The following is a 14,102-nucleotide window of genomic DNA, read 5'->3' as shown; positions in this document are numbered from 1 at the left end:
AAACGCTATTCGCTTGACCTATTCTTGTGAATCCCCGATTTCGTTGTCTTTCTGTTCGAAATCTTTAATCGTAGGGAGTTCGCTGATGCTGTTGATGCCGAAGTAGTCGGTGAAGTTTTCACTGGTGCCGTATATGAGTGGACGGCCTACGGCTTCAGACTTACCTTTGATTTCGATGAGTTCTTTCTCTAGGAGTTTTTGTACAGAATAGTCACAGCTGACACCACGGATTTGTTCGAGATCGCCTTTGGTTACGGGCTGTTTGTAGGCGATGATAGATAAGGTTTCCAAAGCAGAGTTGGAAAGTCGTTTTTTGGACTGTTGCTTGAGGAGTATGCCGATGCTGGCTTGATAGGCTGGTTTGGTTAGAAACTGATACCCACCGCCACTGAGGAGAGGTTCGAAGGAATAACTATTGTCGCTGTATTTCTGTTGGAGAGACAGGATGGCTTCTTCTATGTCCTTCATGGGGACATCAGCCTCGAACATCTCGGACAAGCAATTTTTTAATTCCTTATCCGTGATAGGTTTAGGCGAGCAAAATATGAGTGCCTCTATATGGTTGGATAGAAAATCCAATTAGCTGTTTTGCTTCAGTTTGGAATCAATAGAAAGCGTCGTGTGAGGTACAGCCTTCAATCTTTCCTTGCTGATGAGTTTTCCACTTTCTTTGCAAATTCCGTAAGTACCGTTTTTGATTCGTATCAAGGCATTCTCCAAGTTGGTAATGAATTTTTGTTGCCTTGCTGCTAATTGGTTCAAGCTTTCTTTTTCAGCCGTGTCCGCACCATCTTCTAGCGTTTTCACATTGCCAAAGGTGCTATCTGTACCAGAGTCTTTGCTTTTGGTCAAAGACTGCTTGATGTAGTTTAGTTCGTTCCAAGCCTTTTCTAGCTTGTTGTTGATCAATTCCTCAAACTCTTGTAATTCGCTAGTGGAATATCTTGTTTTCTCTCCGTTGCTCATAATTATCAGGTCTCTCGTTCTAGAACAGTTGCGCTAATCTAGTTCAACACTTCTAAAAAGTAAAATCAAAAATGGCGTGCAAATAATAAATTTTCAACAAGTTTATTCTCTTGGATACAGAGCGTTAGCACGCTGGTTATTCTTTAACGTAGGAGGGGGGCATTAAGTATCGTTCATTTCCTAACTTTTAAATCGATAGAGCAAAACTGAATAGGTATAAAGTAAAAAATCTGGCGAGCTACTCGTTGTTCGAGTATGCTACACCAGATTGATTTTGATTCGCTTAGGGTATAAGAGTTATGTGTATCAGTCAGTCAATCGAAAGGCAACATAAAGCTGCGCGACTGAGTTACGTGAGTTCTCTAAGGCGAAATCAGCCACATCACTTTCGGCGATCTCAGCTAGGCCGTAGTTGTAGCGTGCACCGATCATGAAGGATTCGAGGCTATAGCTCAGCCCTCCAGCCAGTCCATAGTCAAAGCTCTTGAAATTGTCCCTGTCTAGTTCGTCTTCTTCATTGTCGCCTGAGTCTTTGTAGCCAGCATCTACAAGGTAGGAAGCGTATGGCCCGACTTCTATGGCTAACTGTTCGGTAAGATGAAAACCGAGCATAACGGGCACGTCTATGTAATATAGGTTAAGCTTGATATCTCCAGAGGAACCTAAAAAATCATAGTTGTATTTGACACCTTTGGTAGAAAACAATACTTCTGGCATGACAAAGAAACGTTCTCCAGTTCGGATTTTGGAGTAGAAACCAGCTTGCCAGCCGAGACGCATGTCTTGATCATCAATTTCATTTTGTATTAGGGTACTGAAATTCATACCCCCTTTTACCCCAGCGTTTACTTCTTGTGCGCGAGCCATCGATCCAGCAGAGATTATAAGTACGAGTGTGGCGATATATGCCATTAGTTGCTTGTTCATATGTATGGATTTTTGTGAAAAATACATGGATGCAACGCTGCTTTCTAGTGAGCCGATCATCATTTGATCCGATCGCAGAGCTGATCCAATTTGTTGTGAGACAGATTGAAAAAAGCATACCAACTCCAATTTTGAGTGATAGGAGGGTTATGTGGGCTTAATACCTCTTCGAGGTGTTTCTTATTTTCTCGATCTGGGTAAACATTTCTACAAAATGTAAAAAAGGGAAAGCGACACTATGATAGTGTGTGCCAGAGTTTACAGACTGAAGTGGTGTTACGGAGTAGTTTTGATTCGTTGTTTCACTATGGGTTAGTTGGCCCAGCCGTCTCGGTCTAGGCTTCTGTATTGGATAGCCTCTGCGAGATGTTCGATTTGGATATCTTCTTTGCCCGCTAAGTCTGCGATGGTGCGAGCTACTTTTAGGATGCGATCATAGGCTCTGGCGGATAGACCGAGTTTTTCCATGGCAGTTTTGAGTAACGCTCTGCCTGCTTGGTTGATTTGGCACATGGACTTGACCATCTGCGAATTCATCATGGCATTGTTGAAAATATCAGGGTGATCTTTGAACCGTTCTGCTTGAATGAGCCGTGCTTCTATGACACGGTTTCTAATCTCATCACTGCTTTCTGTTTTTCGGTCTGCACTGAGTTGATCAAAAGATACTGGAGTGACCTCTACGTGCAGATCGATTCGATCCAATAATGGACCACTGACTTTGTTTAGGTATTTTTGAACTACGCCTGGTGCGCAGACGCAGTCCTTTTCGGGATGATTGTAGTATCCGCAAGGACAGGGATTCATGCTGGCGATGAGCATAAAGTTAGCTGGAAATTCGATTGAGATGCGTGCTCTGGAGATCGTGACTTTACGCTCCTCTAGTGGCTGACGCATGACTTCCAGTACGGTACGTTTGAACTCTGGCAATTCATCGAGAAAAAGTACACCATTGTTGGCGAGGGAGATTTCTCCTGGCTGAGGTATGCCGCCACCTCCTACTAATGCTACGTCACTAATGGTATGATGTGGAGAGCGAAAAGGTCGAGTTGCGATGAGCGAAGCATTTTCACTAAGGTGTCCAGATACAGAATGAATTTTGGTGGTTTCTAGAGATTCTTGCAATGTCAATGGAGGGAGTATTGACGGTAGTCTTTTGGCGAGCATGGTTTTGCCTGCGCCTGGAGGGCCGATCATGATGACATTGTGACCTCCTGCAGCTGCGATCTCTAGAGATCGTTTGATGTTTTCTTGGCCTTGGACGTTGGCAAAATCCGCATCATATTCGTTGACGTGAGACTGGAAGATATCACGGGTGTCGTAGTGCAGTGGTTCTATGGGCTTTTTACCAGTTAGGTGATTGACGGCTTCTTTTAGGGACTCTACACCAATCACATCTATTTTGTCCACTATTGCTGCCTCAGAGGCGTTTTCTTTGGGTAAGATGAGACCTTTGAAGCCTTTTTTTCGCGCTTCGATAGCAATAGGAAGTGCTCCTTTGACAGGGCGTATTTTTCCATCCAGTGCTAGTTCGCCCATGATCATATATTGATCCAAAGAAGGGAGAGTGATTTGATCAGAAGCACATAGAATACCGATGGCAATAGGTAGATCGTAGGCAGAGCCTTCTTTTTTGATATCCGCAGGAGCTAAGTTGACTATAACCCTCTGTCTGGGCATGTGATAGCCGTTTTGTTTAAGAGCCGATTCTACGCGGTGTTCGCTTTCTTTGACAGCTGAGTCTGGAAGGCCCACCATGAAGAACTTGGTACCTGTGATGATATTGACTTCTATTGTGATCTGATGGGCATCTACACCGTAGACTGCACTGCCATAGGTTTTTGCTAGCATAATGTATCTTGTGTGGTTGGTTCTCTTTGCTGCCGAAACGTGTGATACGCTTGTCTAATATAGCTGAATTAAGGTTGATTCTTGGATTTCAGCTTTTGGATTTCATATTCTTGTTCTTCTATTTTTTTTCGAAGTTTTCGTACTTGGGTGTACTCTAAGATGAGTAGGGATGCGAAAAGAACGGTTCCTATACCTCCGAGCTTGAGGACGAGACGCATGAGTCCAACCCAGGTGTCGATGAAATCCCACTTCCAGTGTAGCACGAGGTTTTCGTGTGTGATGGCTATGAAAGCTGCTGTTATAAAAAAGAGAATGTAGATCCCGTATAAAAAGGGCTTAATTTTTTTCATGCTTTGTCGAAGAATGCGGAGTGTAATCTAAAAAATTTACGGGTAGTGTCTTAGACTAATTTAGTGATTAAAATGTTAATTCTTGTTTTCTAGTTTCTCATAGTATCGACACATCAGTGTGAGTGTGCATTCGTTGCATTTGGGTTTTCGTGCAAGACAGATGTAGCGACCGTGTAGGATCAGCCAGTGATGCGCTTTGGGGATATGTTCTTCAGGGATGTGTCTGACCAGTTGTTTTTCTACCTCTAGTGGTGTCTTGGCGGTTTGGGTGACGAGACCGAGTCTTTTGGATACACGAAACACATGGGTGTCGACCGCCATCGTGGGTTGGTTAAATATAACAGATGCAATGACGTTGGCAGTTTTTCGACCTACGCCCGGTAGCTTTTGTAGATCATTGAGATCTGCGGGTATTTCGGAGTTGAAATCTTCGACTAGCATTTTTGCCATGCCTAGTAGATGTTTGGTTTTGTTGTTTGGGTAGGAGATCGATCGTATGTATGGGAACAGTTCGTCAAAGTTTGATTGGGCTAAGTCCTCGACGGTAGGGAAAGTTTCGAAAATGGCTGGCGTGACCATGTTGACACGCTTGTCTGTGCATTGAGCACTTAGCGCAACTGCTACGATCAGCTGATAGGGATTTTCGTAGTGTAGTTCGGTTTCTGCCTCTGGGTTGTTTTGGCTGAAATGCTCGATGAAAAACTGATATCTCTCCTTTTTATTCATAGGTCGAAATTAATCAAATAGAACGGGAGGAGGAATAGCGGTGTCTTGTTATATGGTTTTTTGGTTGGAGTCGAAGTTAAGGGAATACTCCATGATATGCTTGATGCTAGGTTGTGACGGGTTTAGCAATAGCTTATCCAACAGTGTAGTATCAAGTTGGAGCCTAGATAGTTGTTTTTCTAATTCTGAATTGCAAAAAATTGCTTCTTCGATTTGTTGATCTTCGTTTTTTGAGGTTTCCCCGTAGATGTACCGGATCAGGTCAGTTTCGGTAAATATGTTGATCATAATCAATACTCATTTTTTGCATTTTCTTACGCAAATTAATCAAAGCGTAGCGCATTCTCCCAAGAGCAGTATTAATGCTCACCTGTGTCGTGTCAGCTATGTCTTGAAAACTCATCTGCATATAATGCCTCATTATCAAAACTTCCTTTTGTGTTTCTGGAAGTTCTTGAACTAGGTTTTTTAATAGTGCGTGGGTGTCACTTTTAATCTGTAACGACTCCACAGAATCTTCGGCAAAATCTAGTGTGTTGAAAACACCACTGCCATCTTCCATGACAATAGTAGGGTATCTCTTGTCCTTTCTGAAAAAATCAATGGCCAAGTTGTGCGCAATTCTCAATACCCAAGGAAGGAATTTTCCTTCTTCGTTGTATTTTCCTGATTTGACTGTTTTGATCACTTTGATAAAAGTGTCTTGGAGCAAATCCTCTGCGACATACTTGTCTTTGACTATCAAATAAATCGTGGTAAAAACTCTCGATTTGTGACGAGTGACCAATTCTTCAAAAGCTGCTTCACTTCCGTTTTTGTATTGTGATATCAGTGCGCTATCACTTACACTAACATTATTTTTCATTTTACCTGTGGTTTTAACGTGATGTTCTAAATCATATTGTTTGGCTTGGTTTAGAATTTCGGGAGTACAGGTATTTTTTGTCTTGTCTGATTTTTCCATAGCGAAATAGATTCTTTGCGTTTTGCTTGGTTAAGGTAGAATCTGCTATGTAGTCTTCTAAATCTATTCGACAAGTGGCAATGTTCGTTCGATTAATAAGACATATCGGAACTTAACTACCCCTATATCAGTTGAGTAAAAAAAGAAAACCTATGAAAGCAATTTGGAATAATGAAGTGGTCGCCGAGAGTAATGACACCCTAGTGATAGAGAATAATCATTACTTCCCAGCTGACTCGATCAAACAGGAGTTTTTTAAGGAGAGTCAATCGCACACGACCTGTCCATGGAAGGGACAGGCCAGCTATTATACTTTGGAAGTAAACGGAAAGACCAATCCTGATGCGGCATGGTACTATCCATCTGCCTCAGCGCTGGCCAAGCAAATAGAAGGGTATGTGGCCTTCTGGAAAGGTGTGGAAGTTGTGGATTGATTCGCGCTTTATACTATGGCTCTGAGTACACGTATCAGTTTGTTGATATCTCGGCTGTCATTGTAGACATGGGGTGATACTCTGAGAAAGGAGCCTCGCATAGATGCGCTGACACGGTGTAGTTTTAGGGCTTGATGTAGCGCGTCCTGTTTGTCCTCGGGGATTTGTATCCCAAACAAATGATTGGAGCGATGCGCAGAATCTTCGATATACAGACCAAGCTGTTGTGCCTCTGATACCAGAGGCTGTATGAGGTCGTGGCAGTAGGTTTGAATATGATGGGGTTGCCAGTTGAGTATTTGTTTGAGTGCTGCGATGACCATCGGGTTCATGATGAAGTTGCTCTTCTCTCCCACGCCATACCTGTCTGCTCCGGGCTGATACACCTCTCGGTAGTTGACTAACTCAGAGAAGTTTTGACTATCCAATCTATTGATCCAGTTTTGTTCGATGGGAGTTCCTTTATCAAACTTTTCGCCATAGTAAGCGATACCTGAGCTGTAAGGCCCGAGTAGCCATTTGTACCCTGCCACTATGAGTGCGTCGGGCCTGATTTCCTGTATATCGAATGGCAAAGCACCGACCGACTGAGTACCGTCGATGATGAGTGCTGCGTCTACTTCGTCACAGCGCTGGCGCAGGCTCAATAGATCGAACAAAGTGCCATCTGCCCAGTGGACATGCCCTAGGGCTACTGCCTGTGTCTTTTCATCAATGGCTCCTAGTATTTTTTCATTCCAGAGTTTACCTCTCATTTCGGTAGTATCTGGAGCGGTGATGATGCGGAGCTCTGCATCACTTTTTTGGCAAGCAGACATCCATGGGTAGACGTTGCTAGGGAACTGGTCTCCGCAGACGATAATATTGTCTGTTTTTTTGAGCGGTAGATTATTCACTACATTGGCTATCCCATAAGAGGCTGAAGGGATCATGGTGATGCGGTTTTTGTCTGGACAGTTTACGAGCTGGGAGAATAGAATCTTGATTGTCTCTAGGTCATGAAAAAAGTCATCTGGGGTGATGAGATTTGGCTGACGTTTTTTAGCTAGGCCTTTTCGGCCTGCTTTTTCTACGCTTTTGAGCTGTGGAGCCATGTAGGCACAGTTTAGGTATGCATATTTTTTGTTGAGCTGGAATTTATTCTTTTGACAATTCATGGGTTCTAGGAGTAGTAAAGACAAAATCTTAATAGATTTAATCAGAAGTAAAATACCATGACGAAAGTACGCCTATTCGATAGTAAAGACAAAGCAGATCAGACGGTTGGTCTCAATAAAATCGTCAAACTGCAGATAGATGACTTGCAGTTCTGTCTAGCGAGGACGCATAAAGGGTACTTTGCATTTGAGAAATCTTGTCCCCACATGAGTGACGATCTAGGGAAAGGCCGGATCAATCCACAATTAGAAGTTGTTTGCCCTTGGCATGACTATAAGTTTGATCTAGAGTCTGGAGAAGAGTCTCAGCACAGATGCAAAGATCTCATTCGCTATACGCTACTCTGGGAGGGTGACGCACTTTATGTTTCGCTCTAAAAAACAAAACCCTGACTCATTGAGTCAGGGTTCCAATATTTCATAATACAGTTGCTTAAGCTGCTTTCTTGATATCCTCTTTTTTAACAGAGACTTCTAGTCTTTTGATATGGATCATACCGAGCTTGTCCAGAATCCACATGACTACATAAGTAGGGTCTACTTCGTGCCATCTCACTCCGCCAAAGTTAGCTCTGTTGCCATGCTTGTGGTGATTGTTGTGATAGCTTTCGCCCATCATTAGGAAGTCTACTGGTAGCATGTTCTTGCTGGTGTCACCGACTTTGAAGTTGACATATCCGTAGATATGAGCGAACCAGTTGATGATCGCACCGTGGATAGGTGCCATCAAGAAAGCTACTGGAAGAGCCAACCATTGCCACCATGCAGTAGCGAACATATAAAAGTAACCTACATAAAAGACAGACCAAGCGATTCTTGAAAACCATGATCTCGCAAATTTGTCAAAAGCAGGCCACTCAGGTACGCCATCAGTAAATCTGCTTTCGATTTCTATCTCCTTGTTGGTGATCGCAGAGTAGGTCGTTTTGGTTCTCCACATCATGGCGAAGAGGTTCGCGTCGTACTTTGGAGAGTGAACGTCCTTTTCTGTGTCGGCATAGGCGTGGTGCATTCTGTGCATCACTCCATATCCATAGGCACTGAGATAGTTAGATCCCTGAAATGCCCATGTGAGTATAAAACTTATCTTTTCACCAAGCTTAGACATGGTGAAAGATTGATGTGCTGAATATCTGTGTAAGAAGAAGGTTTGGAAGAACAACCCTCCATACCATAGCACTAACATTAATATTAGAATTTCCATTTTTTTCTTGTTCGATTTACTTCTAAGACAAGCTCGATTCTGTTTTGTGACAAAAAGCAGAAAATATTTTTCATTATTTCACATTCAGCTAAAAATCGTAATCGTATGTCTATTTTTGCGCTTTGCAAAATTATCTCATCTCAGACGGATGGCCAAAAACAAATCACAAATGGCGGAGAATAACATTGACCAGCTGGATCCCAAACATTTTATACTTGTAAAAGGTGCTCGTGTCAACAACCTAAAGAATCTGAGTGTAGCGATACCTAGGAACAAGCTCGTGGTGATCACGGGGCTGTCGGGTTCTGGCAAGTCGTCTTTGGCATTTGACACTTTGTTTGCCGAAGGGCAAAGAAAATATGTGGAGAGTCTTAGCTCCTATGCGCGTCAGTTTTTGGGCAGGATGGAAAAACCTGAGGTGGATTATATCAAAGGAATCTCTCCTGCGGTGGCTATAGAGCAGAAGGTGAATACCCGAAATCCCCGCTCTACCGTCGGTACTACAACAGAAATCTATGATTATGTCAAGTTGCTCTTTGCACGGATCGGTGAGACGATCTCGCCTGTTAGCGGACGCGTGGTGACGCGTGATACGGTGACTACTGTTGTCAACGCTATCAATGCTCTGGAGGAGGGAACGAAATTTATGATAGCTGCACCACTGACTATACACGAAGGGCGTGGTTTGGAGGAGGAGTTAAATATTTTGCTGAGCAAGGGCTTTACTAGAGTATTGGTGAAGGAGGAAGTGCAGCAGATAGAAGAGATTGATCCGAAGAAAATCAAGGCTAAGGATGTGGAGATATTGATCGATCGATTGAGCGTGAACCCTAGTGATGAGGATGCCAATTTCCGACTCTCGGACTCTGTGCAGACGGCATTTTTTGAGAGTAATGGGTCTTGTCATGTACATTTTAGAGACCAGGATACTGTCAGGTATTCTGATAAGTTCGAGTTGGACGGAGTTGTATTTGAGGAGCCATCGGTTAATTTATTTAGTTTCAACAATCCTTATGGCGCTTGCCGAAAGTGTGAAGGGTTTGGAAAGGTGCTCGGCATAGATCCTGACCTAGTTATTGCTGACAAGAATCTATCGGTATTTGATCATGCGATTGTACCATGGCGCAGCGAGACAATGAAGAAATGGCTCAAGCCGCTGCTAGACATGGCGCATGAGATTGATTTTCCGATCTATAGACCTGTCAAAGAACTGACCGAGGAACAAATCCAGTTGCTTTGGGATGGAAAAGGCAAATTTGAAGGCATTCATGCCTTCTTTGGATTCATAGAGTCTCAGTTGCACAAAATTCAGTACAGGGTTTTGTTGTCCAGATATAGAGGCAAAACATCATGTCCTGACTGTAAAGGAACTCGCTTGCGTAAAGATGCCAATTATGTAAAGATCGGCGGGCAGTCTATTTCTAACCTTGTACTGATGCCGCTCGATGAGAGTCTTGCGTTTTTTCAGAATGTCGAGCTAAACGAATACCAAGCAGAGGTAGCTAAGCGTATCCTCAAAGAAATTACCAATCGCCTGACATATATGAAGGAAGTTGGCTTGGGCTACTTGACGCTAAACCGCCTTACTTCTACATTATCAGGAGGGGAATATCAGCGTATCAAGCTGGCGACTTCTTTAGGGAGTGCATTGGTCGGGTCGATGTATATTCTCGACGAACCGAGTATCGGGTTACACCCGAGAGATACTGCTAGACTGGGCAAAGTCCTGACGACCCTGAGAAATCTGGGGAATACCGTGATCGTGGTAGAACATGAGGAAGAGGTCATGCGTCGTGCAGATCAAATCATAGACATAGGACCTGCGGCAGGTATTCATGGAGGGGAGTTGGTCTTTCAGGGTGACTGGGACGCTATTCACAAGGAAGAGAAATCTCTGACCGCACGTTTCTTGAACGGCAAGGATCAGATCCCAGTGCCCAAGTTTAGAAGGCCGTGGAGACATAGTATAGCGCTATATGGTGCACGGGAGAATAATCTGCAAGAGTTGGATGTCAAGATTCCTTTGGAAGTATTGACAGTGGTGACAGGAGTCAGTGGCTCTGGTAAGTCGACTCTGATTCGAAAAATACTATACCCTGCACTAGGAAAGATATTCGGCGTGACGGGAGAAGAAACGGGTAAGTTCTCTGGTCTAGATGGAGATTACAAAATGATCCAAAAATTGGAGATGATAGACCAAAATCCACTCGGTCGTAGTTCTAGATCTAACCCCGTGACTTATGTCAAAGCTTATGACGCCATTCGTGCGTTGTTCGCAGAACTGCCACTCGCCAAGCAGCGTGGCTTGAAGCCCGCACACTTTTCCTTCAATGTGGAAGGGGGACGCTGCGAGACTTGTCAGGGCGAGGGACAGGTAAAAATCGAAATGCAGTTCATGGCTGACCTACACCTGACCTGTGACGAGTGCAAGGGCAAGCGATTTAAGGAGGAGGTGTTGGCGATCACCTATAAGGATAAGAATATCTCAGATATTCTAGATATGAGCATCGAGGAAAGCTTGGACTTTTTTGAGGATCAAAAAGCAATTGTATCCCGTCTGAAACCGCTCAATGATGTAGGGCTGGGATATGTGAAACTGGGTCAAAGCTCAAACTCTCTGAGTGGAGGAGAAGCGCAGCGCGTGAAGCTGGCATCTTTCCTAGGTAGGGGTCAGGCCGCCCAAAAGGAAAAAATTCTGTTCATCTTCGATGAGCCCACAACGGGACTTCATTTTAAAGATATCGAGAAATTGCTCAAGTCTATCAATGCATTAGTGGATCAAGGGAATACCGCGATCATTATAGAGCACAATATGGAGATTATCAAATCGTCAGACTGGATCATCGATCTGGGTCCTGATGGTGGAGATAAGGGGGGGCAAATTTGCTTTGAAGGAACACCTGAGGAGATGGTCAAGTTGGAGAATAACTATACAGCGGACTATCTGAGAGAGAAGTTATAACGGGTACAATTCCTATTCTCTATTTTATGTGGTTCAACTTTGTTTTGGCATACCGTCTGAGTGTTCGGTATACATAGGATAATGCCAAATAATATTTGAACTAGTCATGTTCAAACATGCGAAAAGACATATTATTGTCGTAATTTCATCCGAAGCGTCTTCCTATTAATCACTAATTTTGGCAGAGCTAAACGATAGCTATAGACAAAGAAAACAATCCGATATGTCATCAAATCCCGATCCTAAGACTATAATAGTATCTAACCGCCTGCCCGTAAAAGTCGTCAGAAACGACGAAGGCATGGATTTTCAACCCACAGAAGGAGGCCTAGCCACTGGACTGGGTTCGATCTACAAGAGCGGCAATAATCTCTGGATTGGCTGGCCAGGTGCTACGTTATATAGTAAAGAGGAAGAAGAGAGTACGCTCGAGATCATGCAATCACAGAGTATGTACCCAGTGTTTTTGACAGATCAAGATTTAGAGCTGTATTATGAGGGCTTTTCGAACGAAACGCTATGGCCTAACTTCCATTATTTTAATCAGTATTCAGTATTCGATGATCGCACGTGGGAGTCTTATAAGGAAGTCAATCAGAAGTTTGCCGATGCGGTACTGACGCAGGCCAATGAGAAAGACACCATTTGGATTCATGATTATCAGTTGCTATTGGTACCGGCCTTATTGAGAAAGCAAAAGCCAGATTTGAAAATTGGTTTTTTCCTTCATATTCCATTTCCATCCTATGAGTCATTTAGGCTATTGCCATTTAGACGTGAGTTGCTATTGGGGATGTTGGGAGCAGATTTTTTGGGTTTCCATACCTATGACGATACCCGTCATTTTTTGTCATCTGTCAACCGTCTAGCTGGTATAGGAACAGATCACGGAATCATCAATTATAACAATAGACAAATCATGGCTGATGCGCTACCGATGGGTATCGACTATGATAAGTATAATGATGTGGCCTCTCAGCCAGAGACTATCGAAAAGGAAGTAGAGTACCGTACGGCGATCGGTTCGCCACGAATGATGTTGTCCATCGACCGGTTGGATTACTCCAAAGGAATCCCACAACGGGTGAAGGCTTTTGAGAAGTTTTTGGAGCAGCATCCAGAGTATCAGGAGAACGTATCACTAGTGATGATCGTGGTGCCATCCCGATACCAAGTGGGCAAATACAAAGAGTTAAAAGAGGAAATAGATTTACTGGTAGGTCGTATCAATGGTCGCTTTGGTAGACTCAGTTGGACACCTGTTCATTACTTTTTCAGATCTTATCCGCTCAATGCCCTGTCAGCGTTTTACCGTATGGCGCATGTGGGTTTTGTTTCTCCGCTCCGTGACGGGATGAACTTAGTCGCGAAGGAATTCATTGCAAGTAGGTTGGAGAAGAAAGGGGTATTGATTTTGAGTGAAATGGCAGGAGCCTCAAAGGAGTTGTCCGAGGCACTTCTCGTCAATCCAAACAATCAAGCGCAAATGGTGAGTGCGATCAAAGAAGCGCTGGAGATGAGTGAGGAGGAGCAGATCAGTCGAATGACAGTGATGCAAGAGACACTCAAAAGATACAATATCTATCACTGGGTGGATTTATTCATGAGTCGTCTCGACCATGTGAAAAATCAGCAACTTGCACAGAAGACTAAGAATATTGATATAAAAACCATAAAGGAGATCAAGAAGGATTTTAACAAAGCCAGTGAGCGTTTGTTGTTCTTGGATTATGATGGAACCTTAACAGGTTTTCATCCAGACCCACAAGCAGCAGTGCCTAATGAGGAGCTTTATGAAATTCTAAACGATCTATTAGCGGAGGAAAATACGTACATTGTGATTATCAGTGGTCGCGATAAGAATACACTGCAGAAGTGGTTTGACAACAAGAGAATTGACCTGATCGCTGAGCATGGCGTATGGCTGAGAAAGTCTGGTGGTTCTTGGGAAACCATTACGCACTTGACAGATACCTGGAAAGCAGATATCAAAGAAGTGCTAGAAAGCTATGTCAACCGTACCCCGGGGTCTTTTATCGAAGAGAAAGACTACTCGCTGGTGTGGCATTATCGAAAAGTAGAAACGGGACTGGGAGAACTCAGAACGCGAGAATTGATGAGCCACCTCAAATACCTCGCATCCAACCAGAACCTCCAAGTTCTCGAAGGAGACATGGTGATGGAGATCAAGAGTACGGAAGTAAACAAAGGTCGTGCAGCCGCCAACTGGATCAAGCGATACAATGCGGACTTTGTGATGGCTGTAGGAGATGACTGGACAGATGAGGATACCTTCAAGGCTATGCCAGCGAATGCTCATACGATCAAAGTGGGCGGAAACCAGTCAGCAGCTAAGTACAGTATATTAGGCCCAGAAAAAGTACGTAATCTTCTCCGCCAACTTGTAGAATAGGTTTACCTTGCAAATCTGAAAACGCAGCAATGACTCTCCAAGGGTTTTGGAGAATCATTTTCAGAATGAGCCAGCTATACTCATTGGTGCACTGAATAGACACCCATAGTTTTGGGCTGTTTTGCATTTGATTATTATGGCATGTCAA

At 43.6% G+C, this 14,102-nt stretch carries 13 protein-coding genes; 4 read left to right on the top strand and 9 right to left on the bottom strand.

Annotated elements, in window-relative coordinates; genetic code table 11:
• Positions 1-18: 18 nt before the first annotated feature.
• From scpB to BUB99_RS08860, 7 genes are all read right to left on the bottom strand, one after another.
• A complete protein-coding gene (scpB, locus tag BUB99_RS08895) occupies positions 19-579 on the bottom strand; it encodes an SMC-Scp complex subunit ScpB (protein WP_073121604.1) in 561 nt (186 codons plus the stop codon).
• Entirely contained in the window at positions 580-966 is a 387-nt protein-coding gene (locus tag BUB99_RS08890) for a TraR/DksA family transcriptional regulator (protein WP_073121602.1), read from the bottom strand.
• Positions 967-1,272: 306 nt separating this feature from the next.
• Positions 1,273-1,893, bottom strand: coding sequence for a porin family protein (locus tag BUB99_RS08885; RefSeq protein WP_170863765.1), 621 nt, complete (start codon positions 1,891-1,893; stop codon positions 1,273-1,275).
• 312 nt (positions 1,894-2,205) lie between these two features.
• Positions 2,206-3,744, bottom strand: coding sequence for a YifB family Mg chelatase-like AAA ATPase (locus tag BUB99_RS08880; RefSeq protein ID WP_073121598.1), 1,539 nt, complete (start codon positions 3,742-3,744; stop codon positions 2,206-2,208).
• Between the two features lie 68 nt (positions 3,745-3,812).
• Complete coding sequence (locus BUB99_RS08875) at positions 3,813-4,094, bottom strand: hypothetical protein (RefSeq protein WP_073121597.1); 282 nt, start codon at positions 4,092-4,094, stop codon at positions 3,813-3,815.
• A gap of 75 nt (positions 4,095-4,169) precedes the next feature.
• On the bottom strand, positions 4,170-4,820 hold the full coding sequence (nth, locus tag BUB99_RS08870; protein WP_073121595.1) for an endonuclease III: 651 nt from the start codon (positions 4,818-4,820) through the stop codon (positions 4,170-4,172).
• Between the two features lie 262 nt (positions 4,821-5,082).
• The gene (locus tag BUB99_RS08860; protein ID WP_073121817.1) at positions 5,083-5,685 is read right to left on the bottom strand and encodes an RNA polymerase sigma factor; all 603 of its coding nucleotides are present in this window, start codon (positions 5,683-5,685) and stop codon (positions 5,083-5,085) included.
• A 251-nt stretch (positions 5,686-5,936) separates the two neighbouring features.
• Between BUB99_RS08860 and BUB99_RS08855 the strand changes: the two genes are divergently transcribed.
• The gene (locus BUB99_RS08855; RefSeq protein ID WP_073121592.1) at positions 5,937-6,218 is read left to right on the top strand and encodes a DUF427 domain-containing protein; all 282 of its coding nucleotides are present in this window, start codon (positions 5,937-5,939) and stop codon (positions 6,216-6,218) included.
• Positions 6,219-6,226: 8 nt separating this feature from the next.
• On the opposite strand, the gene BUB99_RS08850 is transcribed toward BUB99_RS08855, so the two are convergent.
• On the bottom strand, positions 6,227-7,375 hold the full coding sequence (locus BUB99_RS08850; protein ID WP_073121591.1) for an aminotransferase class V-fold PLP-dependent enzyme: 1,149 nt from the start codon (positions 7,373-7,375) through the stop codon (positions 6,227-6,229).
• A 57-nt stretch (positions 7,376-7,432) separates the two neighbouring features.
• Between BUB99_RS08850 and BUB99_RS08845 the strand changes: the two genes are divergently transcribed.
• Positions 7,433-7,753, top strand: a complete 321-nt coding sequence (locus BUB99_RS08845) for a Rieske (2Fe-2S) protein (protein ID WP_073121589.1) — start codon at positions 7,433-7,435, stop codon at positions 7,751-7,753.
• A gap of 55 nt (positions 7,754-7,808) precedes the next feature.
• Here the strand turns inward: BUB99_RS08845 and BUB99_RS08840 are convergent, their stop codons facing one another.
• Positions 7,809-8,579: an acyl-CoA desaturase gene (locus BUB99_RS08840; protein ID WP_073121588.1), complete on the bottom strand. Its 771-nt coding sequence runs from the start codon at positions 8,577-8,579 to the stop codon at positions 7,809-7,811.
• 169 nt (positions 8,580-8,748) lie between these two features.
• On the opposite strand from BUB99_RS08840, the gene uvrA reads away from it, so the two are divergent.
• Both uvrA and BUB99_RS08830 read left to right on the top strand, forming a co-directional pair.
• Positions 8,749-11,541: an excinuclease ABC subunit UvrA gene (gene uvrA / locus BUB99_RS08835; RefSeq protein ID WP_139280954.1), complete on the top strand. Its 2,793-nt coding sequence runs from the start codon at positions 8,749-8,751 to the stop codon at positions 11,539-11,541.
• Positions 11,542-11,764: 223 nt separating this feature from the next.
• Positions 11,765-13,954, top strand: coding sequence for a bifunctional alpha,alpha-trehalose-phosphate synthase (UDP-forming)/trehalose-phosphatase (locus BUB99_RS08830; RefSeq protein ID WP_073121815.1), 2,190 nt, complete (start codon positions 11,765-11,767; stop codon positions 13,952-13,954).
• Positions 13,955-14,102: the final 148 nt, after the last annotated feature.

Source organism: Reichenbachiella agariperforans (assembly GCF_900142205.1).
GTDB lineage: Bacteria > Bacteroidota > Bacteroidia > Cytophagales > Cyclobacteriaceae > Reichenbachiella > Reichenbachiella agariperforans.
The sequence above is the reverse complement of the archived record's forward strand: the minus strand, read 5'-3'. Positions and strand labels throughout refer to the sequence as shown.

Coding starts and splice junctions, on each gene's coding strand:
- BUB99_RS08890 (WP_073121602.1), bottom strand. CDS start 966: ATGAGCAACGGAGAGAAAACAAGATATTCCACTAGCGAATTACAAGAG.
- BUB99_RS08885 (WP_170863765.1), bottom strand. CDS start 1,893: ATGAACAAGCAACTAATGGCATATATCGCCACACTCGTACTTATAATC.
- BUB99_RS08880 (WP_073121598.1), bottom strand. CDS start 3,744: ATGCTAGCAAAAACCTATGGCAGTGCAGTCTACGGTGTAGATGCCCAT.
- BUB99_RS08875 (WP_073121597.1), bottom strand. CDS start 4,094: ATGAAAAAAATTAAGCCCTTTTTATACGGGATCTACATTCTCTTTTTT.
- nth (WP_073121595.1), bottom strand. CDS start 4,820: ATGAATAAAAAGGAGAGATATCAGTTTTTCATCGAGCATTTCAGCCAA.
- BUB99_RS08860 (WP_073121817.1), bottom strand. CDS start 5,685: ATGAAAAATAATGTTAGTGTAAGTGATAGCGCACTGATATCACAATAC.
- BUB99_RS08855 (WP_073121592.1), top strand. CDS start 5,937: ATGAAAGCAATTTGGAATAATGAAGTGGTCGCCGAGAGTAATGACACC.
- BUB99_RS08850 (WP_073121591.1), bottom strand. CDS start 7,375: ATGAATTGTCAAAAGAATAAATTCCAGCTCAACAAAAAATATGCATAC.
- BUB99_RS08845 (WP_073121589.1), top strand. CDS start 7,433: ATGACGAAAGTACGCCTATTCGATAGTAAAGACAAAGCAGATCAGACG.
- BUB99_RS08840 (WP_073121588.1), bottom strand. CDS start 8,579: ATGGAAATTCTAATATTAATGTTAGTGCTATGGTATGGAGGGTTGTTC.
- uvrA (WP_139280954.1), top strand. CDS start 8,749: ATGGCGGAGAATAACATTGACCAGCTGGATCCCAAACATTTTATACTT.
- BUB99_RS08830 (WP_073121815.1), top strand. CDS start 11,765: ATGTCATCAAATCCCGATCCTAAGACTATAATAGTATCTAACCGCCTG.